Source organism: Bacillus sp. FSL W8-0116 (genome assembly GCF_038003825.1).
Lineage (GTDB): Bacteria > Bacillota > Bacilli > Bacillales > DSM-4216 > Bacillus_O > Bacillus_O smithii.
In genome coordinates, this window is sequence record NZ_JBBOPY010000001.1 from 2,904,530 (window position 1) to 2,931,365 (window position 26,836).

General features: G+C 41.6%; 27 protein-coding genes and 2 riboswitches. Of the genes, 20 read left to right on the forward strand and 7 right to left on the reverse strand.

The window, feature by feature from the left end; genetic code table 11:
• Nucleotides 1–95: 95 nt before the first annotated feature.
• Complete coding sequence (locus N1I86_RS13825) at nt 96–974, reverse strand: IS982-like element ISGsp1 family transposase (protein ID WP_004439648.1); 879 nt, start codon at nt 972–974, stop codon at nt 96–98.
• A gap of 225 nt (nt 975–1,199) precedes the next feature.
• Between N1I86_RS13825 and N1I86_RS13830 the strand changes: the two genes are divergently transcribed.
• The 4 genes from N1I86_RS13830 (at nt 1,200) to N1I86_RS13845 (ending at nt 5,880) form a co-directional block, all read left to right on the forward strand.
• Entirely contained in the window at nt 1,200–1,415 is a 216-nt protein-coding gene (locus N1I86_RS13830; protein ID WP_048623687.1) for a YqgQ family protein, read from the forward strand.
• Nucleotides 1,412–2,398, forward strand: a complete 987-nt coding sequence (locus N1I86_RS13835) for an ROK family glucokinase (protein ID WP_341096773.1) — start codon at nt 1,412–1,414, stop codon at nt 2,396–2,398. The genes N1I86_RS13830 and N1I86_RS13835 overlap by 4 nt, the downstream gene beginning before the upstream one ends.
• Before the next feature lie 147 nt (nt 2,399–2,545).
• Nucleotides 2,546–4,402 (forward strand): LTA synthase family protein, encoded by a 1,857-nt coding sequence (locus tag N1I86_RS13840; protein WP_341096774.1) that lies wholly within the window; start codon nt 2,546–2,548, stop codon nt 4,400–4,402.
• Between the two features lie 290 nt (nt 4,403–4,692).
• A complete protein-coding gene (locus tag N1I86_RS13845) occupies nt 4,693–5,880 on the forward strand; it encodes a M14 family metallopeptidase (RefSeq protein WP_003355343.1) in 1,188 nt (395 codons plus the stop codon).
• A 131-nt stretch (nt 5,881–6,011) separates the two neighbouring features.
• Here the strand turns inward: N1I86_RS13845 and N1I86_RS13850 are convergent, their stop codons facing one another.
• The gene (locus tag N1I86_RS13850) at nt 6,012–6,182 is read right to left on the reverse strand and encodes a DUF2759 domain-containing protein (protein ID WP_048623684.1); all 171 of its coding nucleotides are present in this window, start codon (nt 6,180–6,182) and stop codon (nt 6,012–6,014) included.
• A gap of 186 nt (nt 6,183–6,368) precedes the next feature.
• Between N1I86_RS13850 and N1I86_RS13855 the strand changes: the two genes are divergently transcribed.
• From N1I86_RS13855 to nirD, 3 genes are all read left to right on the forward strand, one after another.
• Nucleotides 6,369–7,004 carry an MBL fold metallo-hydrolase gene (locus N1I86_RS13855; protein WP_327796980.1) on the forward strand — a complete coding sequence of 212 codons (636 nt, stop codon included), beginning with the start codon at nt 6,369–6,371 and terminating at the stop codon, nt 7,002–7,004.
• 507 nt (nt 7,005–7,511) lie between these two features.
• Nucleotides 7,512–9,938 carry a nitrite reductase large subunit NirB gene (nirB, locus tag N1I86_RS13860; protein ID WP_341096777.1) on the forward strand — a complete coding sequence of 809 codons (2,427 nt, stop codon included), beginning with the start codon at nt 7,512–7,514 and terminating at the stop codon, nt 9,936–9,938.
• Nucleotides 9,939–9,952: 14 nt separating this feature from the next.
• Nucleotides 9,953–10,309 carry a nitrite reductase small subunit NirD gene (gene nirD / locus N1I86_RS13865; RefSeq protein ID WP_341096779.1) on the forward strand — a complete coding sequence of 119 codons (357 nt, stop codon included), beginning with the start codon at nt 9,953–9,955 and terminating at the stop codon, nt 10,307–10,309.
• 110 nt (nt 10,310–10,419) lie between these two features.
• Here the strand turns inward: nirD and N1I86_RS13870 are convergent, their stop codons facing one another.
• Nucleotides 10,420–11,589, reverse strand: a complete 1,170-nt coding sequence (locus N1I86_RS13870) for an IS256 family transposase (protein WP_341095507.1) — start codon at nt 11,587–11,589, stop codon at nt 10,420–10,422.
• A gap of 127 nt (nt 11,590–11,716) precedes the next feature.
• Here N1I86_RS13870 and nasC point away from each other — a divergent pair, with 127 nt between their 5' ends.
• Together nasC and N1I86_RS13880 are read left to right on the forward strand one after the other, a co-directional pair.
• Entirely contained in the window at nt 11,717–13,858 is a 2,142-nt protein-coding gene (gene nasC / locus N1I86_RS13875; RefSeq protein WP_341096781.1) for an assimilatory nitrate reductase catalytic subunit NasC, read from the forward strand.
• 68 nt (nt 13,859–13,926) lie between these two features.
• Nucleotides 13,927–15,147, forward strand: coding sequence for a nitrate/nitrite transporter (locus tag N1I86_RS13880; RefSeq protein ID WP_341096783.1), 1,221 nt, complete (start codon nt 13,927–13,929; stop codon nt 15,145–15,147).
• A gap of 152 nt (nt 15,148–15,299) precedes the next feature.
• On the opposite strand, the gene N1I86_RS13885 is transcribed toward N1I86_RS13880, so the two are convergent.
• Complete coding sequence (locus tag N1I86_RS13885; protein ID WP_003355335.1) at nt 15,300–15,542, reverse strand: DUF2626 domain-containing protein; 243 nt, start codon at nt 15,540–15,542, stop codon at nt 15,300–15,302.
• A gap of 154 nt (nt 15,543–15,696) precedes the next feature.
• Nucleotides 15,697–15,942, reverse strand: a complete 246-nt coding sequence (locus N1I86_RS13890) for a hypothetical protein (protein ID WP_003355334.1) — start codon at nt 15,940–15,942, stop codon at nt 15,697–15,699.
• Between the two features lie 438 nt (nt 15,943–16,380).
• Between N1I86_RS13890 and N1I86_RS13895 the strand changes: the two genes are divergently transcribed.
• From N1I86_RS13895 to N1I86_RS16790, 10 genes are all read left to right on the forward strand, one after another.
• Entirely contained in the window at nt 16,381–17,955 is a 1,575-nt protein-coding gene (locus N1I86_RS13895) for a bifunctional metallophosphatase/5'-nucleotidase (protein ID WP_341096787.1), read from the forward strand.
• A 107-nt stretch (nt 17,956–18,062) separates the two neighbouring features.
• Complete coding sequence (gene comGA, locus N1I86_RS13900) at nt 18,063–19,142, forward strand: competence type IV pilus ATPase ComGA (RefSeq protein WP_341097365.1); 1,080 nt, start codon at nt 18,063–18,065, stop codon at nt 19,140–19,142.
• Entirely contained in the window at nt 19,090–20,142 is a 1,053-nt protein-coding gene (comGB, locus tag N1I86_RS13905; protein WP_341096789.1) for a competence type IV pilus assembly protein ComGB, read from the forward strand. Before comGA ends, comGB begins: the two co-directional genes overlap by 53 nt.
• A gap of 18 nt (nt 20,143–20,160) precedes the next feature.
• Nucleotides 20,161–20,475, forward strand: a complete 315-nt coding sequence (gene comGC / locus N1I86_RS13910; protein ID WP_003355330.1) for a competence type IV pilus major pilin ComGC — start codon at nt 20,161–20,163, stop codon at nt 20,473–20,475.
• Nucleotides 20,476–20,477: 2 nt separating this feature from the next.
• Complete coding sequence (comGD, locus tag N1I86_RS13915) at nt 20,478–20,915, forward strand: competence type IV pilus minor pilin ComGD (protein ID WP_341096791.1); 438 nt, start codon at nt 20,478–20,480, stop codon at nt 20,913–20,915.
• Between the two features lie 40 nt (nt 20,916–20,955).
• Nucleotides 20,956–21,270 carry a prepilin-type N-terminal cleavage/methylation domain-containing protein gene (locus N1I86_RS13920; protein WP_003355328.1) on the forward strand — a complete coding sequence of 105 codons (315 nt, stop codon included), beginning with the start codon at nt 20,956–20,958 and terminating at the stop codon, nt 21,268–21,270.
• A gap of 10 nt (nt 21,271–21,280) precedes the next feature.
• Nucleotides 21,281–21,709 (forward strand): competence type IV pilus minor pilin ComGF, encoded by a 429-nt coding sequence (gene comGF, locus N1I86_RS13925; protein ID WP_341096793.1) that lies wholly within the window; start codon nt 21,281–21,283, stop codon nt 21,707–21,709.
• Nucleotides 21,702–22,070 (forward strand): competence type IV pilus minor pilin ComGG, encoded by a 369-nt coding sequence (comGG, locus tag N1I86_RS13930; RefSeq protein ID WP_341096794.1) that lies wholly within the window; start codon nt 21,702–21,704, stop codon nt 22,068–22,070. The genes comGF and comGG overlap by 8 nt, the downstream gene beginning before the upstream one ends.
• Nucleotides 22,071–22,084: 14 nt before the next feature.
• Complete coding sequence (locus tag N1I86_RS13935) at nt 22,085–22,585, forward strand: shikimate kinase (protein WP_341096796.1); 501 nt, start codon at nt 22,085–22,087, stop codon at nt 22,583–22,585.
• Between the two features lie 46 nt (nt 22,586–22,631).
• Nucleotides 22,632–22,808: a YqzE family protein gene (locus N1I86_RS16790; protein WP_082142312.1), complete on the forward strand. Its 177-nt coding sequence runs from the start codon at nt 22,632–22,634 to the stop codon at nt 22,806–22,808.
• Nucleotides 22,809–22,874: 66 nt separating this feature from the next.
• Here N1I86_RS16790 and N1I86_RS13940 read toward each other — a convergent pair whose 3' ends face one another.
• Together N1I86_RS13940 and N1I86_RS13945 are read right to left on the reverse strand one after the other, a co-directional pair.
• Entirely contained in the window at nt 22,875–23,660 is a 786-nt protein-coding gene (locus N1I86_RS13940; RefSeq protein WP_341096798.1) for a YqhG family protein, read from the reverse strand.
• Nucleotides 23,629–25,329, reverse strand: a complete 1,701-nt coding sequence (locus N1I86_RS13945; protein ID WP_341096801.1) for a DEAD/DEAH box helicase — start codon at nt 25,327–25,329, stop codon at nt 23,629–23,631. The genes N1I86_RS13940 and N1I86_RS13945 overlap by 32 nt, the downstream gene beginning before the upstream one ends.
• A gap of 172 nt (nt 25,330–25,501) precedes the next feature.
• Nucleotides 25,502–25,590, forward strand: a riboswitch (glycine riboswitch).
• Between the two features lie 3 nt (nt 25,591–25,593).
• Nucleotides 25,594–25,666, forward strand: a riboswitch (glycine riboswitch).
• Nucleotides 25,667–25,729: 63 nt separating this feature from the next.
• Between N1I86_RS13945 and gcvT the strand changes: the two genes are divergently transcribed.
• A complete protein-coding gene (gene gcvT / locus N1I86_RS13950) occupies nt 25,730–26,827 on the forward strand; it encodes a glycine cleavage system aminomethyltransferase GcvT (protein ID WP_003355320.1) in 1,098 nt (365 codons plus the stop codon).
• Nucleotides 26,828–26,836: the final 9 nt, after the last annotated feature.

Consider the following 26,836-nt stretch of genomic DNA (forward strand, 5'->3'; position numbering starts at 1 on the left):
TTCCAATCATTATTTAGGTCGTGGAGGGTATGATTGGTACATGGCAGATGGAAATTTGGGAAAAACTGATACTAACCCGTGGTGCTAGTTGAGTGTCAGCGCTCAACCAGCCCTAGTGTGACCAAGGAATAAGCCAACAAGATGCCATCGAGTGCCACTTCAAACCCGGCCATGGAATTCGCTCGAATGTCGGTGATCCGGTATTGGTCTACGAGAATCGAAAACACCGTCTCGATGACTTTGCGTTTTTTCCTGATCCATTCTTCCCATGCCTTGGATGGGCCGTGCTTTTGATTGTGTCGAGACGGTGTCCAGAACGCGGCTTGGTGTTCTTCGTACAGCTTTTCTCGAAGAGCGTGGCTGATGTACCCTTTGTCCCCAAAGTTGTAGGGATGAGGGATTTGAGTCATCACCGTTTCAGCGGCTTTGACGTCGTGGCAGGACGCTTCCGTCACGACATAGCCCATGGCCAGCCCTTGATTGGTCACTTGAAGATGCAGCTTGAAACCGTAGTACCATTGCTTTTTGGAAGCACAATACCCCATATCCGCGATCCCTCGAAACCGCTTGACGCGCTGCATTCTTGCGGGATGGCACAACGGAAGAGGCAAGCTGTCGACGACCGCATAAGCATGGTGTTGGCCACGTTTCGCCAGCTCATGACGGATCCATTTGATGGCGAAACCAAGCGCCCGGCAGCGGCGGTTGTATCGGGAGCGTTCAAGAAACGAGCCGTTTGTGAACAAATTTCCCGTGACAAAACGATGCCAGGCTCGTTCGGAAGAAAAGCCCAGCAGCTTCCCCAAAAGGTGAACCGCCATGACCACTTCGTCTTCTTGCTTGACCAAGTGACGGTTGCGGCGATGAAGATACATTTGAATCAACGACAGTTGGGCAGAAACAAAACAGAAAATAGCGGCATATTGTTTTTGAAGTTTGGCTGGATCTGTAGTAAAATGAAAGTGCTCTTGCATGGGGGATCTCTCCTTTCGAATGTTGGGTGACACTTTCATTCTACTGGAGATCCGCCAGCAAGGGCTATTTTTATGCTTGTCTGAGTTTTATCTAGCACCACGGGTTGATACTAATGTTTTCCTTCGGTTACAGTCGTCCCTGTACGGTTTTTCTTGTTCTTTTTGGAATCGTCCCCTATACTATTCTTGGAATAAAGTTGTCGTAAGGAAAGCTGGTGGGGAATTTTGAAAACGATTTATGATGTTCAACAGCTTTTAAAACAATTTGGCACCATTATATATATCGGGGACAGACTGGCGGATTTGGAATTGATGGAAATGGAGTTAAAGGAACTGTATAAATCGCAGCTAGTGGATACAAAAGACTTTCAATCCGCCATTTTGCTGCTTCGTCATGAAATTCAAAAAGAAAAAGAGAAAAGAGAGGGTTTAGGCGGATGATGGCGAAAGAAAAATGGATTGCAGCCGTTGACTTAGGAGGAACATCGGTTAAACTGGCTTTTTTGAATATGGATGGGGAGATTTTAGATCATTGGTCAATCCCAACGGATCGATCGTCTAAAGGTCGAAACATTGTTCCGGATATCGCGAAATCGATTTTTGAAACACTTCAGGCTAAAAAGGAAACGAAAGACAGGCTCTTAGGGATTGGACTCGGCGCACCCGGTCCGATTGATTATTCTACCGGACGAATTTATAAAACCGTCAACCTGGGTTGGGAAGACGATTATCCGCTAAAACAAGAATTGGAAAAAGAAACGGGTTTGCCTGTTGTGGTTGAAAATGATGCCAACTGTGCTGCTCTGGGGGAAATGTGGAAAGGAGCAGGCAACGGAGCTGCAAATCTTGTTTGTGTCACTCTAGGCACAGGGGTTGGCGGTGGAGTCATTGCCAATGGAGATATTGTTCGGGGAGCAAAAGGTGCCGCCGGAGAAATTGGTCATATCGTCGTGGAAATCGAAGACGGATTTTCATGCAATTGCGGAAAAAAAGGATGCTTGGAAACCGTGGCTTCAGCGACAGGCATCGTTCGATTAGCCAAAGTGGAGCTAGAGCGAGTGGATAGCGGTTCCATTTTAAAAGAAAAATTTAATGCCAATCAAGATATAAGTGCAAAAGATGTATTTGAAGCGGCTGATGGCGGCGATGATTTGGCAAAACGTATCGTGGATCGAGTTGCCTTCTATTTGGGCTTTGCACTCGCCAATATAGGCAATAGTTTAAATCCGGACTATATTGTGGTAGGCGGTGGTGTATCCAATGCCGGAAGCACTCTTTTGGACCCTGTCCGAAAATATTTTAAACAGTATGCATTCCCGCCTGTCGGCGAATCCACAAAGATTGAACGTGCATCACTTGGGAATAGCGCCGGTGTAATCGGGGCAGGCTGGCTTGTGAAGAAAGAATTCAGCCGTGAACAATAGGCACTGTGAAACGGTCTTTCCGGTCAGCGGATGGAAAAATCATTTTGAAGAAAACTTGAATATCTTGCTCTATCTGTTGAGGGATGTTCCGCTGTTGGTAGAGTTGTATCGCATTTTTGGCTTTTGATCAAGCAAGGGGTGAAGAACATGAAATGGCTGGTCGAAAGGAAGCTTCCGCTGACATGGGCGGCCGTTTTGCTCTTATGGATAAAGACGTTTATCGTTTATCTGGCAAATTTTCATATTGATACAGAAAATACTCTGCAAAACTGGATTTTATGGATGAATCCCCTTAGCTTTCTTTTGTTTGTTTTAGGGTTGGGGCAATTTTGGAAAAAAACCGAAAATCAAATGACTTATGTCGTGGCGATCAGTTTGATTTTGTCTTTGCTCTTATATGCAAACGTTGTCTTTTATCGCTTTTTTAACGATTACCTTACATTGCCGTTGTTATTTCAAACCAATAATTTTGGAGATTTAGGCAATAGCGCATGGGAAGAATTTCAATGGTACGACTTCTTCTTTTTTACAGACGTTCTTTTGCTGTTTCTCATCGTAAAAAGGAAGCCTTCCTTTATCTCTTTTCAACCGTTTTCTACTATCTCGCGCCGTGCCTATTTTTATGTAGCGGCGTCTCTGTTGTGTCTAAATTTAGGCTTGGCAGAGACGGAAAGGCCGCAGCTGTTGACGAGAACATTTGATCGAGAAGCGCTTGTAAAAAACATCGGAATTTACTATTACGACATTTATGATATTTTGCTTCAGTCAAAATCTTCTGCCCAACGCGCGTTAGCAGACAGCAGTGAATTGTCTGATATTGAAAATTATATCCATGCGAATTATGCCAAGCCAAGTGACAAATGGTTCGGCATTGCACAAGGAAAAAACGTCATCGTCATTTCCATGGAATCGATGCAAAACTTTGTCATAAACCATAAAGTCAACGGACAGGAGATTACTCCGTTTTTAAATCGCTTGATCAAAAATAGTCTGTATTTTGACAACTTTTATCATCAAACGGGTCAAGGGAAAACATCTGATTCTGAATTTTTGCTGGAAAATTCATTGTACCCTTTAGGCAGAGGAGCTGTCTTCTTTACGAATTCAGGGAATACATACTACTCAATGGCGAAAAAGTTGAAAAATTCAGGATATTATACAGCTGCCATGCATGCCAATAATAAATCTTTCTGGAATCGGGATATCATGTATCCGGCGCTTGGATATGATCGTTTTTACAGTGCCGACGATTACCATATAACGCCGGAAAATGTCATCAATTGGGGGTTGAAAGACATTCCTTTTTTTGATCAGTCCGCGAAGTTTTTGGAAGAATTACCCAACCCTTTTTATGCAAAGTTGATTACGTTAACGAACCACCATCCGTTTTATTACAGTCCTGAAGATCAGAAGATTAGTGAATTCACATCTAATGATGGGATCGTCAACCGCTATTTTGTTACGGCTCGATATACGGATGAAGCGGTGGAACGTTTTTTGGAAAAATTGAAAAAGAACGGTTTGTACGATCGTTCGATCATTGTTCTGTACGGGGACCACTACGGAATTTCTCAAAACCACAATGAGGCGATGAGCCAATATTTAGGGAGGGAAATTACTCCATTAGAAGCGGTTAAACTGCAAAAAGTGCCATGCATTATCCATATCCCAGGAATGAAAAAAGGAATGACCATTCATGAAGTGGCGGGTCAAATCGATTTGCGCCCGACCATTTTACATTTGCTTGGGATCGAAACAAAACACGACATTCAATTCGGTCATGATCTTTTGTCGCGCGATCACCCGGATTTCGTTGCTTTTAGGGATGGGAGCTTGGTGACCGATCATTATGTCTATACTCGAAATCAATGCTACGAGCAAGAAAGCGGCAAATTATTGGACCGCCAAGTTTGTAGTCGATTCAGCAAAACAGCACAAACGGAGTTAAGTTATTCCGATCGGATTATTTATGGCGATTTGCTGCGTTTTTATAAGGACAAATAGAAATCAAAATTGGCCCGATTGAAAACATGAGCCATACGATTGGTTATCCAGTTCAGTAGCTTTTTTCATTTTCCATCAAATCTCTGTTTGACTTTTTCAACGAATTTTTGCCATATCCTTCTTCTTTCATTCGATGTCTTGAAATTTGCACACGTATTTATAAAAAAGATGATTTTTTCCCGACAAAGAACAGCCGTTAGCCCCAAAAGCCGATCTTTTTTCTTTCCGGCATAACCAAATGAAGCGGTTCATACATGTGATAAGAGGCGATTCGAAGGGAGAATGCCATTATGGATATAACGGTGCGAAAAGGGGATACGTTTTTCCGCTACAGCCGATTATTCAGCATTCCTGAACAGCTGATCGCTGATTCCAATCCCGGTATGGACCCTCAATGCTTGAAAATCGGGGAAAAAGTAAAGATTCCGGGGTTTGTGGCAAAACGTTATCGTATGAAAAAAGGAGATACATTTTGGAAAATGGCAATCGAAAGATGTTTGTCTCCTACTGCTTTGCAAACAGTCAACCCCGACATGGACCCCCAGCATTTACTTCCGGGAAATGAAATTTTCTTGCCGAAACGAGTGCTAAACTTGGAAACATCCTTGGATCAACCGTATGACTCCAAACGATTAGAAGAGGAAATCAACAGGATTGCGGCTATTTATCCGTTTGTTCGTGTTCAAAAAATCGGAGAAAGCGTGGATCAAAAACCGATATGGGAACTAAAGATTGGAAAAGGAAATAAAAAAATTCATATGAACGGTTCTTTTCACGCGAATGAATGGATCACAACGGTTGTGTTGATCACTTTTTTCAAACATTTCTTGTTGTCTTTGACCAACCACTGTTTTTTCCACGGAATTCAAGCTTATTCTCTCTACCCGCATATTACATTGTCCGTTGTACCGATGGTGAACCCGGATGGCGTCGATTTAGTATTAAATGGGCCCCCGGAATCCAAGCGTGAACAATTGATGAAATGGAATGGGGGGAGCAAGGAATTTTCGAAATGGAAAGCGAATATTCAAGGGGTGGATTTGAACAATCAGTTTCCGGCAAATTGGGAGATTGAAAAAAAACGCAAAAAGCCAAAATCTCCTGCGCCGCGGGACTATCCCGGAAAACAGCCATTGACAGAACCGGAAGCTGCAGCGATGGCTGAACTGGCGAAAAATGAAAAGTTTGACAGAGTGATTGCTTTGCATACTCAAGGCAAAGAGATTTATTGGGGGTATGAAGGAAAAGAACCGAAAGAAGCGGAAGTTTTGGCCAAATGGTTTTCCAGAATGAGCGGCTATAAGTCGGTGAGGTACGTGGATAGTCATGCCGGATTTAAAGATTGGTTTATTCAAGAATTTGGAAAATCAGGATTTACGATCGAACTGGGTAAAGGTTTGAACCCGTTGCCTCTTTCGCAATGGAAGGAAATTTATCGAGACGTATCAGGAATATTGTTGTGTGCACTGCTTGGATGATAGGAGATTATGGGACAGTGCATCGATTGCATCATTTTGAACAGGCGTTTTGATTATCTGTCGCTTGTATCCGGAGAAAGTAAAAAAGAAAAAGAACAAAAAACCTCGCTTAACAACAGCGAGGTCCACTTTTATACCCCGGGATAACCGCTGTGAAGAACCGTCATAACCGTAAACCAGCCAAATACGCCTAAAGTCGCCAGCCCAAACACAATTCCCAGAATGTTTTTGTTTTTGAGAGCGCTCACAGTTCCGAATAACGCAAGCAAGGTAATAAGAGAGAAGATAATGACCAGACCCATGATTGAATCTCCTTTCCTGTTTATATATGGTATATCTTTCAAAACCAGGAAGCAAATTGTATTTTACCATCATTTTATAGTGTTTTCATCTCTTTGTCGAGTTGAAATAAAATGTTTTGTCACAGGGATGACTCTCTTTATTTGTGATACGATTACTAATGGAAAAGCGAAAAGGAGGAGAAACGAATGAAATGGAGCAGAATGCCGCTTGGACCTCTGCAAACGAATTGCTATATTTTATGGAACGATGACAAAGATTGTATCATTTTCGATCCCGGCGATGAAGGGGATAAGCTGTGCCGGTGGATTGATCAACACGAGTTGAAGCCGCTGGCAATATTATTGACGCATGCTCATTTTGATCATATTGGCGCGGTTGATCAAGTAAGAGAAACGTATCGGATTCCTGTATATGTCCATGAGAATGAAGCTAAATGGCTTTTGGATCCGACATTGAACGGCTCTCAGCTTTTTTTAAGAGATAAAGCCGTTCGAGTAAAGCCGGCTGATGTGATTTTAACGGTGGAAAAAGAACTGACGCTTGGATCTTTTCATTTTCAGCTTTTGGAAACCCCCGGCCACTCACCGGGAAGCCTATCTTATTATTCGCAGGAATTGGAAGCTGTTTTTTGTGGAGATACGCTGTTCAATGGCAGTATTGGTCGGACAGACCTCCCCGGCGGAAACCATGAAGATCTTTTGAAAAGCATTCATGAACGTCTCCTCACTCTTCCTGAAGAAACCGTTGTATTACCTGGACACGGTCCGGAAACCTCCATCGAAAACGAAATGGATATGAATCCTTTTTTAAATGGATTTTGATCCCATCAGTCACTTACTATGATGCCAGTTGAACGAACAAATATTCAATAAAAGCGAAAAACCCTTCTCAGGTCCGAGAAGGGTTTTTGTGGGATGTTCTTTTCGCAATGGGAGGGGATTTCTTTTTACGATAAATCAAGATTTTTATTGTGTCAATAGTTTAAAAGAGGATCCGTTCCAGCGGCAGTATGTTAGAACTCGATTTAGATTTTCAATTGCCCCCATTTTGATTGATGTCTTACACCGTTGAATGGCTTCCATTGGTTCATTTTGTGTTATTATATCTTACATACATTTATGAAAAAGAAGATCTTATTCTTTTCTGTGTTATTTTTATTAACACAATATTGATAATTTTATGAATATTATTTATAATAAATATAACAAATATATGTTATATAGGTGAACTGTCGTTGAAAATGGATCGTTTGGAAGAGCGTTCTTCTTCGATGTTTTTGTTTTTTTGGACATGGAAAAAGTCATCTTGTCGAAATTGGGGGGCGTTTTATGAAGAAAAAATTGGTATTAATCGGAAATGGTATGGCCGGTGTTCGCTGTATAGAGGAAATTTTAAAGATTGATGAAAACGCATTTGATATTACGATATTTGGAAAGGAACCTTATCCGAATTATAATCGAATATTATTGTCATCCGTGCTGCAAGGGAAAACAAGTTTAGACGATATTACCCTTAACGATTGGGATTGGTATGAGAAGCACCAAATTTGTTTGAATTCAGGAGAAGAAGTCACAGCGATAGATCCGGATCGGCATATTGTCATGACAAACAAAGGAAGAGAAACGGAGTATGATCAATTGATTATTGCGACAGGTTCAAAACCTATTATTCTTCCTATACCTGGAGCAGAAAAAGAGGGGGTGATGGGGTTCCGCGATATTCAAGATTGTGAAAAGATGATCGAAAGTGCGAAAAGCTATAAAAGGGCCGTTGTGATCGGTGGAGGATTGCTTGGATTAGAAGCCGCTAGAGGTTTGCTGAATTTAGGGATGAAGGTGGATGTTGTTCATATTGGAAAACACCTAATGGATCGCCAGTTGGACCCGGCTGCATCCCGATTGCTGCAGCAGCAATTAGAGGATCAAGGGATGAATTTCCTTTTAGAAAAAAATACGGTTGAAATTATGGGTTTGGAGAGGGTGAACGGAATCCGCTTCAGCGATGGAATGGAATTAGAGACAGATTTGGTGGTCATGGCAGTTGGAATTCAGCCTAATATAGAATTGGCTAAAAAATGCGGTTTGCATGTCAACCGCGGCATTCTAGTCGACGATTACTTGCGAACCAATATTCCTAATATTTATGCGGTAGGAGAATGCGCTGAGCACCGCGGTGTTGTTTACGGTTTGGTGGCGCCTCTTTATGAACAAGGAAAAGTTTTGGCTGAGACAATTTGTCATCAAAAAGGGAAAGGATACAATGGATCCGTCTTATCGACTCAATTGAAAGTTTCAGGAGTTGATGTATTTTCCGCAGGGATCATTGCCGATTCTGACAATACCAAGTCAATGAAAATATATGATGAGTATCGAGGAATTTACAAAAAAGTAGTTATTCGCGACAAGAGAATAGTAGGAGCTATATTAGTCGGTGACACGAATGAAAGCCGAAAACTGATGGAATGGATTAGAAAAGAGGAGACGGTTCCGGAAACGTTTCAATTATCGCTATGGTCTTCTGAATCAGGAGCTCTCAATGAAAACACCGCCTCGGTTATGAGGGATGATGAGATTGTTTGCGGCTGCAATGGGGTGTCAAAAGGAACGATTTGCAAAGCGATTGTGGAGCAGGGCTTAACGACAGTTGAACAAGTAAAGAATTGTACAAATGCTTCTCGTTCGTGCGGCGGCTGCAAAGGCTTGGTAGAAGAACTTTTAGAATATACGCTGGGAGAAAAATTCGATAAAAGCACGTTGAAAGAAACGGTTTGTGGATGTACAACATTAAGCCGTGATGAAGTGATCGCTGAAATCAAAAGAAAGCAGCTAAGAAGCGTTAAGGAAGTTATGGATGAATTGGGATGGAAAAATAAAGAAGGCTGCTCCAAATGCCGTCCGGCCTTGAACTATTATTTAGGAATGCTTTATCCTACCGTACACTACGACGAAAAGGATTCACGCTTCGTAAATGAGCGTTTGCATGCGAACATTCAAGCGGATGGTACTTATTCAGTGGTTCCGAGAATTTATGGGGGTGTAACGACGGCGGAACAATTAAGGAAAATAGCGGATGTGGCGGAAAAATACAATGTTCCCTTGATCAAATTAACAGGGGGGCAACGAATTGATTTATTGGGGATTGAAAAAGAAAATCTGCCTAAAATATGGGAAGAGCTGGATATGCCATCTGGATACGCGTATGCAAAAGCGCTCCGCACAGTAAAAACATGTGTCGGCAAACAATTTTGCCGTTTTGGAACTCAAGATTCCATCCAGCTCGGGATCCGATTAGAAAAGAAACTCGAGCGCCTCTCGACTCCTCATAAAGTAAAAATGTCTGTGTCGGCTTGTCCGCGCAATTGTGCGGAATCCGGTATAAAAGATATCGGCATAGTCGGCGTTGATGGCGGCTGGGAAATTTACGTAGGTGGAAACGGCGGAACTCATTTGCGATCGGGTGATTTGTTTTGTACGGTGGAAACCGAGGAAGAAGTGATCGAAATGTCAAGTGCCATTCTTCAATATTATCGTGAGACCGCTCGTTATTTAGAAAGAACATCTAAATGGGTTGAACGTCTAGGGATTGAGAAAATTCGTGAAGCGATCTTTGATGTTGATTTTCGAAAACAACTGCTTCAGCGCCTTGAGGAGACATTAGCTGCAACGACAGATCCGTGGAAAGAAATTGTGGAGAATAAAGGAATACAGAGTCAATTATTTGGAAACATAACGACCAAAATTCCGGCAAATCATTAGGAGGAGATGAAAATATGCGAATTAAAATAGGATCTGTTCGCCATGTTCCGGAGAGACTGGGAAAGACCGTTGCCATTCAAAATACGAAGATCGCGTTGTTCCGTACAACAGATGGCCGTGTATATGCGATAGAGAATCGTTGTCCGCATAAAGGTGGGGATCTCTCACAAGGCATACTTTGTGAAGAATTTGTCTATTGTCCTTACCATGATTGGAAAATATCCGTCAAGGATGGAATTGTGCAAGCTCCTGATCAAGGATGTGTCAAAACGTTTCCAGTCGAGATCGAAAACGGAACGATATATATACAGTTTGACGAATTGGTACCGTCAAGAATTTTGTGTAATGTAAATGGGGTAGGGTTTCTCTGAAATGGATTTGAATTGATAGGGGACTGATTTTCTCCACACAAGAGACTGAATATTCAGTCTCTTGTGTGGAAAGGGAGAATCCCCTTATTTTGTTTATTTACAATATTTGGTTAACAATAACGTTCTTCAAACATTCGTTGAAGAGCTTCATGCGCTTCGGCAAATCCTCGTAACTTTCTTCCTGCCCATTTCTCGTTAAAATCTTGAATCGTCAAATACACGATTTTTTCAGCGGCTTCTAAACTACTCAAACTGTTCATCGGCTTTAGACGTTTCCGAATCTCTTTGATCGTTCGTTCAATGGCATTGGTCGTGTAAATCACACTTCGAATACTGCTTGGATAATCCATAAATGTAAGGAGGACATCCAACTCATTGGCCCAAGATTGAACTTCTCTTGGATATTTGCTGGACCATTTCGACTCAAACTGTTGAAACATTTGTAACGCCATCTCCTTATTCGGCGCACGATAAATCAGCTTGAGATCCTCGGCCACTTCGAATTGGTCTTTTTTCCGAACACGATTTAGGGTGTTGCGGACTTTGTGAACGACACAGCGCTGCACATCGGCTTTCGGATAAACAGCCTTAAAGGCTTCCTCTAGCCCCGGAAGGCCATCAAATACGCCCAGAAGCACTTCCTGTACGCCTCTTTGGTAGAGGTGTTGAAGAATTTCCTGCCATACATAGGCGCTTTCTTGTCCTCCCACAAAGAAATCAAGAATTTCGCGATATCCTTCTTCGTTCACCCCTAACACCACATAAACCACTTCTTTCTCCACGGTATCGCGACGAAGTTTTACATACAAGCCGTCTAAATATAAGACAGAATAACGTTTGTGCAGGGGACGTTTGTGCCATTTCTCAATGTCTTCTTTCACGATATCGGTCATACGACTGATCGTTGAAGGAGAATAGGCCTTGCCTAAAATTCGTTCAATAAACTTGCCAATTTCACGCGTACTCATACCACTTTGATACATCTTGATGATGGCTTCCTCGAGCCAGCCCGTATGGCGTTGGTAAGGAGCGAACAATTGGGTTTGAAATTCTCCGTTTCGGTCTCTAGGGACCAAAAGACCTTCAATCCGGCCATATTGCGTATCTAGATTTCGTTGATAGTAGCCGTTTCTCATATTCGATGTTCCGGCCTGCTCTATTTCGAGGAAATTCTTGATTTCTTCCCGCATGATCAGTTCTAATTTTTCCTTTACAAACTGACGAATGACACTTTCCAGTTGATTTGCCCAGTCGACATTCGGTATACTTCTTTTAGACATAGGTAGGGTTCTCCTTTCTCTGGAATGTTTTTCGTCCAATCAGAGAATACCCTACCTTTTTTCTTTTGTTCTAGCAAAATGCTTTACACAAACTTTTATACATCATCGACGAATTAGGTGAGTCTCAATGACGAAAGTATTAGGAAATGGTTTGCGTTTTGAAGAACAGGATTCTTCAGCCAATTTGTTGCATTCACAGTGCCCGTTTTGCAGCGTTCAATGTACAATGCAGATTTTGGAGAAGACCGAAGGCGAAAGAAAAACGTATAAAGTGGCGCCGACCCAAAACTCGACCTCCAATGGACGTCTTTGTATCAAAGGGTTAAATGCGCATCAGCATGCTTACCATCCGGAGCGTCTGCAGTATCCGCTTTTAAAAGCGGATGGAAAATTTGTCCGTGTCAGTTGGAAAGAAGCGTTGGAGTTCATTAAAGAAAATTTTTTCAATATTCAGAAAGGGAATGGCTGTGACTCTATTGGAGTTTACGGGAGCGGATCACTGACCAATGAGGAAGCTTATTTGCTCGGTAAATTCGCCCGTGTGGCCTTAAAGACAAAATACATTGATTACAACGGTCGCTTTTGCATGTCCGCAGCAGCGTCCGCCATGAATGATGCGTTTGGAATGGATCGTGGACTTACAAACAAGATCACGGAAATCCCCTATACTAGCTGCATCATTTTGGCGGGAACCAATATAGCCGAGTGTCAGCCGACCATCTGGCCGTATTTTCATCAAGCGAAACAAAACGGAGCTTTTATCATAGTGATTGATCCGAGGGAAACAGCCACGAGTAAGTTGGCCGATTTGCACCTAAAAGTGAAACCAGGAACAGATGCAGCATTAGCAAACGGATTTTTAAAAGTCATTTTTGAGGAAGGATATGTGGATCAAGTTTTTGTCGATCAGAAAACGGAAGGATTTGCAGAACTGAAAGCCCATATGAACCATATTCAATTGGAGGAAATCGAGGCGTTAACAGATATTCCGGCAGAAAAGATACGATTGGCAGCTAGACAATATGCGACAGCGCCAACAGGAATGATTTTTACCGCTCGAGGAGTTGAACAGCAAACAAACGGATATTTGACTGTAAGAAATTTTATTAATCTCGTCCTGGTGACTGGAAAAATTGGCAAATTTGGATGTGGATTTGGAGCCATTACCGGACAAGCAAATGGCCAAGGAGGACGGGAACATGGGCAAAAAGCAGATCAACTTCCCGGATATCGTTCGATTGTTCATCCTGAACATCGAAAATATATAGCGAAAGTATGGGGAATAGATGAAAAGGATTTGCCGGGAAAAGGGGTATCCGCCTTCGAGATGATGCAAAAAATAGCCAAAAAAGAAATTTTGGGACTATTTGTGATGGGTTCAAATCCTGTCATGTCTAATCCCAACGCCTTATTCGTTGAGAAAGCATTGAAATCCTTACAATGTCTTATTGTGGTAGACACCTTTCTATCAGAGACAGCGCAGTTGGCTGATTTAGTGTTGCCATCTTCTGGCTATTTGGAAGACGAGGGGACGATGACCAATTTTGAAGGGAGAGTTACATGGCGGCCAGCAAAAAAAGAACTTCCCAATGAAGTCAAACATGATTGGCAAATTCTTTGTGAAATAGCCAAAGTCTTAGGGAAAGGAACCTATTTTTCCTTTTCTTCACCGGAAGAAATTTTTGAAGAGCTGCGGCTGGCGAGTAAAGGAGGAAAAGCCGATTATTACGGAATTACGTATGACCGCCTCCGGAGAGAAAGAGTATACTGGCCTTGTCCTTCCATCGGTCATCCAGGAACGGGAAGACTGTTTGAACAAGCATTCGCCCATCCGGATGGAAAAGCAAGACTGATGGCTATCGAAAACAAATATCCAAAGGAATCCATATCTGAAAACTACCCGCTCTATTTAACAACCGGAAGAGTGCTTCCGCATTATTTAACGGGGGTGCAGACACGGAGAAGTCCGGCTTTGGCAGCCCGCTATACGGAATCATTTATTGAAATACATCCAAAGACAGCAAAAAAATATAAAATTGAACCGAATGTTTTAGTAAAAATAGAATCAGCAAGGGGCTCGGCTGTAGCGCGCAGCAAATATTCCTTAAAAATTCGCGAAGATACAGTATTTGTGCCTATTCATTGGGGCCGAAAGCAAAATATTAATCAAATTACAACGGATGATCTTGATCCTGTTTGCAAAATGCCCGGTTTTAAAGTTTGTGCTGTCAAGATTCGCCCAATGGTAAATTTGGAAAAAAGTGTATAAAAAGGTCTAATGGCAAGAATGGTGGCATTTTACGGGTTGGGAAAAAGGTTTTCAAAGGGGGAACGAAAATGACCGTCAAACATTTTTTTAAAATTGGTCATGTACCTACGTTAGTTTCGTCATTTTTGTACTTTGACATTAGTTTTATGATTTGGGTGATCTTAGGGTCTACAGGCACATTTATAGCAGAACACTTGGGGTTGACTTCCGCTGAAAAGGGTATGATGGTCGCCATACCCGTGTTGGGCGGCGCTTTGCTCCGTATTCCGATGGGGCTTCTGGCTGACCGTTGGGGAGGAAAGAAAATAGGTATCATCGGAATGATTTTAACGATGGTTCCCTTGTTTTGGGGGTGGTTACTGGCAGATGGCTTGAATGAAATTTATGCATTAGGTTTTTTATTAGGGATTGCCGGCGCAAGTTTTGCGGTTGCCCTTCCGTTAGCAAGCCGATGGTATCCAAAGGAATATAGGGGGCTAGCCATGGGCATTGCTGGAGCAGGAAATAGCGGTACGGTGTTGGCGACTTTATTTGGTCCAAGATTGGCAGAAGCGTATGGTTGGAATGCAGTCTTTGGTTTGGCCCTTATCCCGCTTTTCATCGTATTGGTCATTTTCTGTTTGTTTGCGAAGGACTGCCCAACGGCTGTCAGGCCAACCAAAATCGTTGAGTATCAACGCGTGTTCAAAAGGAAGGAAACATGGCTATTCAGTTTTTTTTACAGCCTTTCTTTTGGTGGATTTGTTGGATTGACTAGTTATTTATCTATATTTTTCTTGGATCAATACGGAGTGGATAAAGTAACAGCAGGTGATTTTGTCACGTTCATCGTGTTAGCTGGGAGTTGCGCTCGGCCGATTGGCGGATATTTAGGAGACAGGTATAGCGGGCTTTCATTGATTTTTTGGTTATTCATCGGGACTTTCGCTGCCCTCTTTTTGGTCGGTATTCTTCCCCCGCTGTCTGTTTCGCTTCCTTTATTGCTTTTGACATTCCTATTTTTAGGCGCAGCCAATGGAGCCGTCTTTCAAGCGATTTCCGAGTATTTTATGAAAGAAGTGGGATTAGTGACAGGAATCGTTGGTGCGGCTGGTGGATTAGGGGGATTCTTCTTGCCTAATATTCTAGGGATGTTTAAACAATGGACCAACTCTTATACGTACGGATTTTGGCTCATTTCCGCAACGATTTTAACAGCCGTTTATTTAGTTGCAAAACTCCAAAAAGAAAGTGCACGTAATCGCCGCCAAAATGATGAACAAATCAAAACAGCCACCATTCCCAAATAGTTGTTTCTTCGATTGAAAGCTCTTGCTGCCTCAAAGGCAGCGAGAGCTTTTCGTTGTTTTTAAGGTGTGTATCTAAGGAGTGCAGAATTAAATGTTAGACCGGTCGAAAGCTTAGGATAGCGTAGCCATGTCTTGATCGTATGGTGCGTGTATTACTGTCCGCCGCCTAATGGCATCATGAAGTTCGTCCAATACGTGAAGCCTGCAAAGAAAATCGTCAAATAAGCTCCAAAGACATACATATACATACGTTCTGACAGTTTCAAATAGCCCAATAGATAAAAAAAACCTGTCTGTGCCAAGAAAATGAGCGCGGTGATTTTCATGTCTCCCAAATAAAACATGATTGTAAAGATGGCGGTCCAAAAACCAAGTACACGAAACATTCGATCCACAATGCATCCCTCCTTTGGCCCTCTCATTATTAAAAACATTATAATGGAAAGGGCATCCAAATGTAAATAACGCTTTCATTACCAAATATGTCAAATTTCGTGGGGTTACATTATTCTTTTCATACATGAGTGCCATTGTTTTCTTTAACTGGCATTACGGAGAATTCCAAATAACACCAACAACAATTACCCATAAAATATAAATGATCACAGTCAATAAGTTGCCCCACATGGCGATATGGTTCAATACAAGGCTTTTTTTATCCTTACGCTTTCCGACGTACCCTATAAAAGCACCTATTAGCCATAAAGTAATAAAAAGATATCCATTTGGATTTTCAGAAAAAATGATCATTAAAAAAGCAATGATCCAAAGACCTATTGAAAAGTTTTTATACAAAAATATCCTTCCCCCCTTTGATGCAAAATATAATGTTATGTTATTTTACGAAATAAAAAAGATGTTGGAAATACATTCGACATCTTTTTACATTCGTCTTTTTCTTTTATAAATATCGACTGAGATGACACGTGTTGTCGCTGGACAGGAAAAGATCGCTAAAGTGTGTGCCCTCTTAAACTCATTTGATTTTTATATTGCGTTGCAAATTTTTCGTTGTATCATCGAGCAATATCAAAGTTTGTATCTTGGATAGGCATGTATCCAATATGGGAATACATATGAAGAAAAATTTGTTTTCTTTCTGACAATGTCAGGTCATACCACTGAATCTTTTCAAACTGTGCTTAAATTGTCATGAAGATATTCCCACTGTGAAAAAAGGTTTGATATACTGAAGAAAATGAAATTTCTGACTATAAGAGAAAGGGTTTTAATATGCAAACAGTGGAGATAGTCATATTGGAAACAAGCGATCTACATGGAAACATATTGCCGATCAACTACGGGACTAACGAAATGGCAGAGAAAGGGTTGGCGAAAGTGGCTGCCCTGATAAAAAAAGAAAGGGGAAAAAATCCTGATGCTGTGTTAATCGATGGCGGAGACGTCATTCAAGGAACCCCTCTGACTTACCATCATGCACGTTTTCAAAGTCATGAACCTAACCCAATGATCAAAATTTTAAATCAATTAGAGTATGATGCCGGAGTCATCGGCAATCATGAGTTCAATTACGGATTGGAATTTTTGAACAAGGCTGTAGATGAATCTGCCTATCCATGGCTTTCTGCAAATATCATAGACAAAGAAACTGAAAAACCTTATTTCGGCAAACCTTATATCATAAAAACCGTTTCTCAAGGAATTCGAATAGGCATTCTAGGAGTAACGACACCATACATACCTAACTGGGAAAAGAAAGAACATATCAAGGGGCTTCGCTTTGATGATGCGGCAGAGACGGCCAAGAAGTGGGTCCGCTTTTTGAAAGAACAGGAAAAGGCTGATCTTGTCGTGGTGGCTTATCATGGCGGATTTGAACGTGATCTTGACACAGGTGAGGCAACCGAAACGTTTACCGGCGAAAATCAAGCGTATCAAATATGTATGGAAGTTCCGGGCATCGATGTGCTTCTCACGGGTCATCAGCATCGCAAGCTCGCTGGAAAAAACATTAATGGCGTAACGATTCTTCAACCGGGATGTAATGGGATTGCTCTTGGAAAAGTAACGGTGGAAATGGAGAAGACAGACGATGGATGCCGCATAAAAGGCAAACATTCAGAACTTCTTTCCGTGAACGGGGTGGAGCCAGATCAAGAAGTGATAAGATTGGCAGAACCCTATGAACAAGCTGTTCAAAAATGGCTTGATCAACCGATTGGGTATATTCAAGGGGATATGACCGTTTCTGATCCAATGGAAATTCGATTAAAAGATCACCCTCTCATTGAATTTATTAATCATGTTCAAATGGATGCCGCCGGCGTAGATATCTCCAACACGGCTTTGTTTGATAATCAATCTCCGGGATTCTCATCCATTGTGACGATGCGCAGTGTGGTCGCCAACTACATTTATCCGAACACATTGGTTGTATTGCGGGTGAAGGGTAAGGTCATAAAAGACGCGTTGGAAAAATCAGCGAGTTATTTTGAACAGCTTGCCGACGGTTCGATACGGGTAAGCGATGAATTTACGACGCCCAAGCCTCAGCATTATAACTACGATATGTGGGAAGGCATCGAGTATATCATTGATGTTCGCAAACCTGTCGGACAACGTGTGACCCACTTGAATTATAAGGGTCAGCCGCTTCGTGCAGACCAACAAGTAGATGTCGTGATGAATCATTATCGCGCTGGCGGAGGCGGTGACTATTGGATGTATAAAAACCAGCCCGTTGTGAAGGAGATTCCGATCGATGTCCCCGAGTTAATTGCCAATTATTTTTTAAAACACAAAGTCATTGAGGCAGTCGTCGATGAAAACTGGAAAGTGGTTTATTAGTGATGGACAAAAAACATCGAAAAATTTTAAATATTTTTGAAGGATTTTTGCGGAAATAGTCGAATAGAAAAAAGGAAAGCGGGATAAGAAAGGTGGTGCGAACGTTTTTGTCCTATGAAAGAAATGTGGAACAACTAGTGGAAGACGCGCTTTCCTTGTTTGCGACAGATATTCATTTTGAGCCCAAAACACATGGATATCAAGTTCAATTACGCACTCACGGATTGTTGACGCCTTTTCTGAAGCTGACAGTCAAGGAAGGAGAACGGCTGATTTCCCAATTCAAATATATGGCCTCGATGGATATCAGCGAAAAAAGAAAGCCTCAGAGCGGGTCCCTTCTATTAGAAACGAAGAAAGGAAAAATCGCTCTCCGCGTTTCCACTCTTCCGAGCGTGCTTCAGAGAGAAAGTTTGGCCATTCGGCTTTCACCGCAAAAATCCTTCATGGATGTTTATCGTCTGTCTCTCTTTCCAAACTCCGTAAAAAAGCTTTTAGCTCTTCTCCGTTATTCCCACGGTCTAATGATTTTCACCGGTCCAACCGGCAGCGGCAAAACCACTACACTCTATTCTCTTGTTTCCCATAGTACTCGTCATTTTAATCAGAAAGTGATTACGTTGGAGGACCCTGTGGAGCGCCAGAATGACGGCTGGCTCCAACTTCAAGTGAACGAGAAAGCGGGTCTGACCTATTCAGCGGGGCTTAAGGCTATTCTCCGCCATGATCCCGATATTGTCATTGTCGGAGAAATACGTGATGAAGAAACCGCCCGCATCACTATGAGAGCGGCGTTAACCGGTCATTTAGTTTTGACCACGATGCATACAAAGGATGCCAAAGGAGCTATTTATCGGTTGCTTGAATTTGGAATTGAATGGCATGATATTCAACAGACGCTTGTGGCGGTTTCGGCTCAAAGGCTTGTACGGCTTTTATGCCCTTTATGCGGGGAATCTTGTTCTCCCTATTGTCCTAGTCAGTTTCGTCAAAAGCGCGCGACCATTTATGAAATCATCAGCGGTGCAGTACTGCAAGAAGTTTTAAAGGAAGCCATTGGAAAGGAAGGACGATACACTTATCCAACGCTGAAACAACTCATACGAAAGGGGATTGGTCTTGGATTTCTTGCGAATGATGAATTGGATCGCTGGGTTTTGGAAGAGGAAACACCGAAAAAGATATGAAGGTGATTTTATCTACAGGCTTGGAGAAATGTTGAATGAAGGATTCAACATTGGAGATTCGTTGGAATTTCTGTTTATGAATCTGTATAAGCGCGATCAGAGCACTCTGCAAATGGCAACTTCGCAGTTGAAGAACGGAGCCCCGCTTTCACAAATCCTTCAGCAATTAGAGTTTTCTTCTATGGTTTGTTTGCAGGTGTATTTTGCTGAAAGGCATGGAAAGCTTGCGGATACTTTACTATATGCCGGAAACCAACTGAGAAAAGGAAACAAAACGAAGGAAAAGATGTTGAAATTGCTTCAGTACCCGGCTTTTCTCCTTTTCCTTCTCTTGATCATACTCTTCTTTTTGGATCAATGGATTTTGCCGCGGTTTAAAGTTCTTTATTCCTCCATTGGTTTCACCGCAAGCGGAAGCGCCCGCTTTTTTATGCTATTTCTTCAAACCGCTCCTTCACTCATATTTTTTATAACCATTGTTGGAGTGACAGCCGTTTTCCTGTTTCTAGCTTATTATTCTAAACAATCCCCGGGGAGAAAAGGAAAACTTCTATTAAAACTCCCATTTGTCCGCGATTATTTTACCCTTTATTTCACTCAAATATTTTCCAAAGAATTTTCCCAATTGCTTTCCACCGGTTTTGCTGTTAATGAGATTCTCCAAATTTTTCATAAACAGACGGTTTATCCTTTTTTTGCCTATATTGCAAATGAAATTAATCAAGAGCTGAAGCAAGGCAGCTCCTTTGCGGATGTGGTGAAAGATCTTCCTTTCTTTGATTCTCATCTGGCAGCCATGATCCGGCACGGGGAAAAATGTGGTCATTTGGAGCAAGAATTAAAGTATTTCAGTCATTTTTGCGAACAACAACTGGAAAAAAAGATTCGGAAAGCCTTAGCGATTTTGCAGCCTGCCATTTTTATCATTGTCGGACTGTCTGTCATTTCGATTTATCTTTCTGTGATGCTTCCCGTTTTTCAAATGATTGAGTCCATATAAAGACAAGGAGGAGAAACAATGTTCAAAAAACAAGATGGCTTTACACTGATCGAGATGATGATCGTTTTGCTGATCATTTCGATCTTGCTGTTTATCACGATTCCAAATGTGGTCAAGCAAAGCAGCAGCATTCATAACAAAGGCTGTGAGGCGTTTCAGCACATGGTTGAAGGACAAGTTCAATCGTATCGGATGGATCATCAAACATTGCCATCATCCGTGGATGATTTAGTAAGCGGAGGCTATTTACGGCAAGGAGAAACTTCTTGTCCGAATGGAGATAAGATAGACATCGGTTCTAATGGCGAAGTGATTGTAAAGAGAGGAAGTTAGGTTTGAAGTGGAATTCGCGCGGATATACGTTGTTGGAAGCCTTGCTCGTTTTGATGATGATTTCCGCTATGCTGTTGATCACAGTGATTCCGTATCCAAAGATGCAGAAACACTTAGACAAACAAATGTTTATCACTCAGCTGCGAGCGGATATGGAAAGAGCGCAGATGTACGCATTGTCTCACCAAAAATCTGTATTTTTACGTTTTTATTCCTCGGAAAAATACGTTGCGTCTCTCTCTTCGCAAGAAATATTGTTTACCCGAAAAGTTCCGGAAGGATTTGAGTTTTTAAGGGGCGGGATGGACAGTATTACGTTTCTTCCCACCGGAAATACAAATCAGTTTGGCACCATTGCGATTAAATTTGACCATCAAATCATTCAGTTCACCTTCTATATAGGAAAAGGAAGAATCAATGTAAAGGAAGAGTCGATATAAACATTCAAAATAAAGATATGGGATTGAAAAAGGAGAAAGCATGGTATCGAAGAATGAAAAAGGTTTTACTTTGTTAGAAAGTTTATTGTCTTTAACCATCGTCGTATTATTGGCACAATGGTTGTTTCCACTGATGTTTCACATGGCAATCAAGCTGGAAAATGGTTCGAAAGAAGGGACAGGGATGCGGCTTTTGTACGAAGAGTTGCAGGAACATTTCGTCCAAAAGAACGGGAATGCCCAAAGAAAGGAGGGGAATACCGATTATCAGCTCTATTGGGGAGAAAACGAAAAAAGTAAACAATTTGCTTGTGTACAAACGAGCGAAACGAAAAGGTGTCTGGAAGAACAGTAACGGTTTTACCATGATTGAAACATTACTTGCTTTTACTGTCTTTTTAGGGGTTGCCTCGCTGTTTCCTTTTTTTTATCAATCTTTGTATGAGTTTGACCGAACGATTCAACAAGGAAATAAAGAAGAATGGGATCTTTTCCTTATTCAATTGCGTCGAGAATTGCAATCCTCTTCTCAATGGAAACCAGATGAATCGCGACTGACCTTTTCAAACGCCGAAGGGACGGTATTGATTGAAAAATATCAAACGGTTTTGCGAAGAAGAGTGAATCAAACGGGACATGAAGTGATGCTTCAAAATGTGGATAATGCTCGTTTTTATTGGAAAGAAGGGTGTCTGAGACTCGACGTTCAATTTACGGATGGCGAGAGGAGAGAGGCGCGATTTTTCCCGCTATCGGCGCTCGCTGTAAAAAAAGGGGAGGAGAATGATGAATGAAAAAGGAGCTGTTTATCCGTATGTGCTTGTGTTTTTCATCATCTTACAGGCAGCCGTTGTATGGGACACCGGTATTTATTTGTCCCGCTATCAAACATCGAAGGAATTGGGCAATTATTATGAGACAAAGGTGATGGAAACACTTGCTTTAAAGAAAATTTTAGCCAACGCCCCGGATATCGAGAGCGGTCCAAAGACGTATCCATATTCTGCAGGGAAAGTCGAATATACGACTAAGCCGTACGAGGATCCGCAATATGTGATTTTGCAATTGACCACGATCAAAGGAAATGGGGCTAGTTTTACATCCAGCTTCCTATATAATAAAAATAACGGAAAAATAGAGAAAGCGTTGAATTAAAGGGGAAGATAAAGATGAAACCGGTATTTCTCATCGGGTTTATGGGAGCAGGGAAAACAACCATCGGCCAAGCATTAGGTGCTCGCCTTAACAAGCCCGTTTACGATACGGACCAAATGATAGAAAGAAAATACGGTAAAAGTATATCCCAAATATTTGAATTATACGGAGAACAAGAGTTTCGAAAAATGGAAACCGCTCTGCTCAAAGAAATAACAGAGAAAAGCGGCATTATAACGACAGGGGGCGGCATTATTTTAACGAATGAAAACCGGGAATGGATGAAAAAAACCGGTGATGTCATTTTTCTTCAATGCGATTTTTCTTCTTTGTGGGAAAGGCTGGAAGGAGATCATACACGTCCTCTAGTTTATCATCGAAAAAAAGATGAAGTGGAGTCATTGTACAAAAAACGCCTGCCTCTCTATCTGGAGAGCGCGACGATAACGATTGATACCACCGATAAAACGGTGGAAGAAACGGTCGATGAAATTATCCGTCGTTTAAATGGTTGATGTATTGGGCAAAATGAAGCCAAAAGGGAAAAGGCAGGTGTTTTGAATGACGGCGAATGATTTGGTGAAAGATATCGTCAAAACTTTCGTTGCTTACTTGAACCAGCCTCCATCAAAAAGAACTGAACGGCGCCGAACCAAAAAGCAATATCGCCCTCCGTTTCTATACCGATGGTTTGGGCAGATTCCATACGAACTCCTTTCTATATTAAAAAGGAAATAGAAAAATGAAAGCTGGTTTCCGGTAAGGGGACCGGCTTGATTGTTTTTCTTTACAAGAAACAACCTGTCAGCGCTGCCTTAAATAAAATATTCCTCCGTTAATGATATCAATGTTAATGCGCGGTTCGTATTGTTCGCGAAGCGCTTCTTTTTCAATCTGATAAGCATCCGGTTTTTCTTCTGTTTCTTCATAAAAATGATCGAGCAGCGCTAAATCCTCTTCCCATCTCTCAATAGCTCGAGCAGCCCATTCATGGCTCTCTGTCGATATTTTTTGCTCAATAAATCTTCTAATCCGATGGATTCCGCTCACAGGACTGATCATAGGGGTTAGGGTGAATGAGAAATCCGGGATTTTCGGTGTCATGGACAATGTTTTGACATAGTCGAAAAAATGTTCTTGTATTTGGCCATAAATTAAATTGATTCCGTACGATCCAAAGATCTCCTTTTTTCGGTCTGCCTGATAAGAAATTTTTACATTTAAGCAAACCCATGGATGAAGGGGAATATGGCCGTTTGGTTTCTCTTCAGATTGTTCATATAAGCGAATAAATCCAGCTAATTTTTTCGTACATTGAAAAATTTGATGCAGTCGGGGGGAACCGTAATGAATGATTTCTCCCTTTTCATTCGGCGCTTCGTTTTGATCCGTAATAAGCGCCAATTTCATTGGATTAGGGGCACCGCCGGTTTTTTCAATATAATGCCAATAAAAAGGCCGATTCATTAATTCTTTATCCATTTCTTTCGTTAATTGAACATGGAGGAATCCTTTTTTGTTTTCTAATATCGGGCATTTATTTGCTGTGAAAAAACGTTCAAGATATTGATGAATTTGCTTGTTTTCCATGCTTCCACTCCTCTTTTCCCATCGTTTGGGCCCATTGAATCATAGATGATAAATTGTCCATTTTTATTTTCATTTCCCCTTCGGATTTGGAATGGAGGAAGATGTCAGCGAATAATTCTTCTAGATTTCCCGCTTCAAAATGAGTCAAAATTTCATCTAACTCACCGACAACTTGTTCAAACAAACGAATTTTTTCGTATAGCAATTTTAAAATATGCTCTTCGACCGTTCCTTTAATGGCAAAATTATAAATATGGACATCTTTGGTCTGTCCCAGCCGATGAACCCGGCCGATCCGCTGTTCCAAACGCATCGGATTCCATGGCAAATCAAAATTTATAATGTGATGGCAAAATTGCAAGTTGATTCCTTCCCCGCCTGCTTCCGTGGCGATCAATACTTGAGCGTGGTTTTGAAATAATTCTTTCATCCAATCTTTTTTGCCCCTTTTAAACCCGCCCCGGAAAGGAACAGAGGTGATACCGTGCTGTTTTAAAAACCATTGAAGATACATTTGAGTGGCTCTGTATTCCGTAAAAATAATGACTTTGTCATTGATGTTTTGTATGAGTTCAAGTGCTTTCTCTGCTTTGGCATTCGATTGGACTTCGTTGACAGCTTGAAGCAGCTCATTCATTTTTTCTGCGAAATAAGGAGAGAGGCCTTCATTTTTCTCCAGCATGTTTTTGATTGTGAAAAAGACCGCTTCTCTGCTGCTGCAAGCTTCTCTTTGAAGCGTCAATATGGAAATGGCGCTTTGCACAAAGTGGTCGTATTCTTCTTTTATGGTGGACAGCTGATCGTACAGCTTTCTTTCTGAATCAGAAAACTCAATCAAGATCGTTTGCACCTTACGTTTTGTCCATTCTATCCCTGTATCTTTTCTTCTGTTTCGGATCATGACCTTTTTCACCAATTCTCGTAAATGCACGCTGTTCTGTACAGAACGTTTATCTTTTTTAAAGCGCTCGAAAAAGACGCTTTCATTCCCTAAATGTCCCGGTTTCAACAAAGATACGAGATGAAAGAGTTCATCGATTCGATTTTGAACGGGGGTTGCCGTTAGCAGCAGGCAAAATTTTTTCTTTAAGTTTTGTACAAATTCATAGTTTTTGGTCTTGGGATTTTTAAGTTTATGGGCTTCATCGATAATGACGAAATCATAGTTTTGTTCGTAAATGATCGATCGATGCGGATCGCGTTTGGCCGTATCAATGGAGGTCACAACGACATCGCACTGTTCCCATACATAACTTTTTTTTTGAGCAACGGCCGGAATCAGAAATTTGGTGTTCAATTCATGTGTCCACTGCGATACGAGTGAAGCGGGAACGAGAATAAGCACTTTTTTGGCGAGACCTCGAATCATATACTCTTTTAAAACCAGACCGGCCTCAATCGTTTTCCCCAGACCCACTTCATCTGCCAATATAGCTTTTCCGTTCATTTCTTCAATTACTTGTTGCGCTGCCTCAAGTTGATGAGGAAGAGGGGTAAGATGAGGCAAAAATTTAGGAGCGACCAAGCCTGTAAAATCAGGAATAATCATATCTTTTTCCATTTCAACGGCTAATTGAAATAAATCCCAATGTCCCCATGGACCGTCCTGTTCGAGTTTGGATGCGAATTCTTGCGACCATCGTTCATCAAATAGAATTTTTAATTCCATATAAGTCATCTCCTTTCAAAAAAAGATTGCTGGAATGGCCTCCTTAATGGTAGGATAAAACCAAAGAAAGTTTTGAAAGTTTTTTATTCCAAAACTAGTCCGACAAGTGTGCTAGGGATCATTTCTGTTTTGATTTTCCTAGTATGCCCAAATTTCAATTAAATATCGGCGAATGAAAACAGGGGGAGAGACTGCTTTATGCAGCGCCGAAGGAGCAAGCAAAAGTGCGAATCTCTCAGGCAAAAGAACTCCTGTTGGACGCACCTCTGGAGAGTGTTCCATTTGGAGCCACCAAAGAAGACAACATTTTTGGAAACTTTCAGGTTTAAGGACAGAGAACTCAACTAAACGGGAGTTCTCTGTCTTTTTCTGTTACTATCTATGAAATAGGGGGAGAGATATGGAACGTTTAAAAAGGACGGCCCTTTTCCACTTGTACAAAGAATATGGGGCTAAAACGATTGATTTTGGCGGATGGGAGATGCCTGTGCAGTTTACAAGTATAAAGGAAGAACATAGTGCGGTAAGGGAAAGAGCCGGATTATTCGATGTATCCCATATGGGGGAAATTGTCGTAAAAGGGGATGACAGCGAAAAGTTTCTTCAAAAAATGGTAACGAACGATGTTTCCCGTTTAAAATCAGGCAGGGCCATGTATACAGCCATGTGTTACGAGAACGGCGGGACAGTAGATGATCTTCTGATTTACAAGCTGGATGAAAAAGAATATTTGCTGGTTGTCAATGCTGCCAATACGGAAAGTGATTTTCAATGGCTGAAGGGCCATCTGGAAGGAGACGTAATGGTCGAAAATGAATCGGAGCATTGGGGACAGCTGGCGATTCAAGGACCGTTGGCGGAAAAAGTTTTACAAAAATTAGTGGATATCGATCTTTCTAAGCTAAAAGCTTTTACGTTTCAAACGAATGTGGATATCCAAGGTTCAAAGGCGCTGGTTTCCCGGACAGGATATACGGGAGAAGACGGGTTTGAAATTTATTGCCGCGCCAGCGATTCCCCTGATATTTGGAATCATCTTTTAGAGGCAGGAAAAGAAGAAAAGGTGCTTCCTTGTGGATTAGGCGCAAGAGATACGCTCCGATTTGAAGCTTGCTTGCCGTTGTATGGTCAGGAGCTGTCGGCTGATATCACTCCGATTGAGGCCGGCATCGGGTTTGTTGTAAAACTCCATAAAGACGAGTTTATCGGAAAAGAAGCGTTAAACATTCAAAAAGAAAGAGGGACACAACGAAAAATAGTCGGTTTGGAAATGATCGATAGAGGAATCCCTCGAAATGGATATCCTGTTTTTTCGGATGATCAGCCAATAGGATATATCACATCCGGCACGCAATCGCCGACATTAAAGAAAAATATCGGGCTTGCTCTTCTAAAGAGTGAATTTGCCTATCTTGGCAGCGAGGTTCAAGTGGAAATTCGCCAACAAAAGCTGGCGGCCAAGGTAGTTGAGACACCTTTTTATAAGCGTTCGAAATAGAGAAGGGGG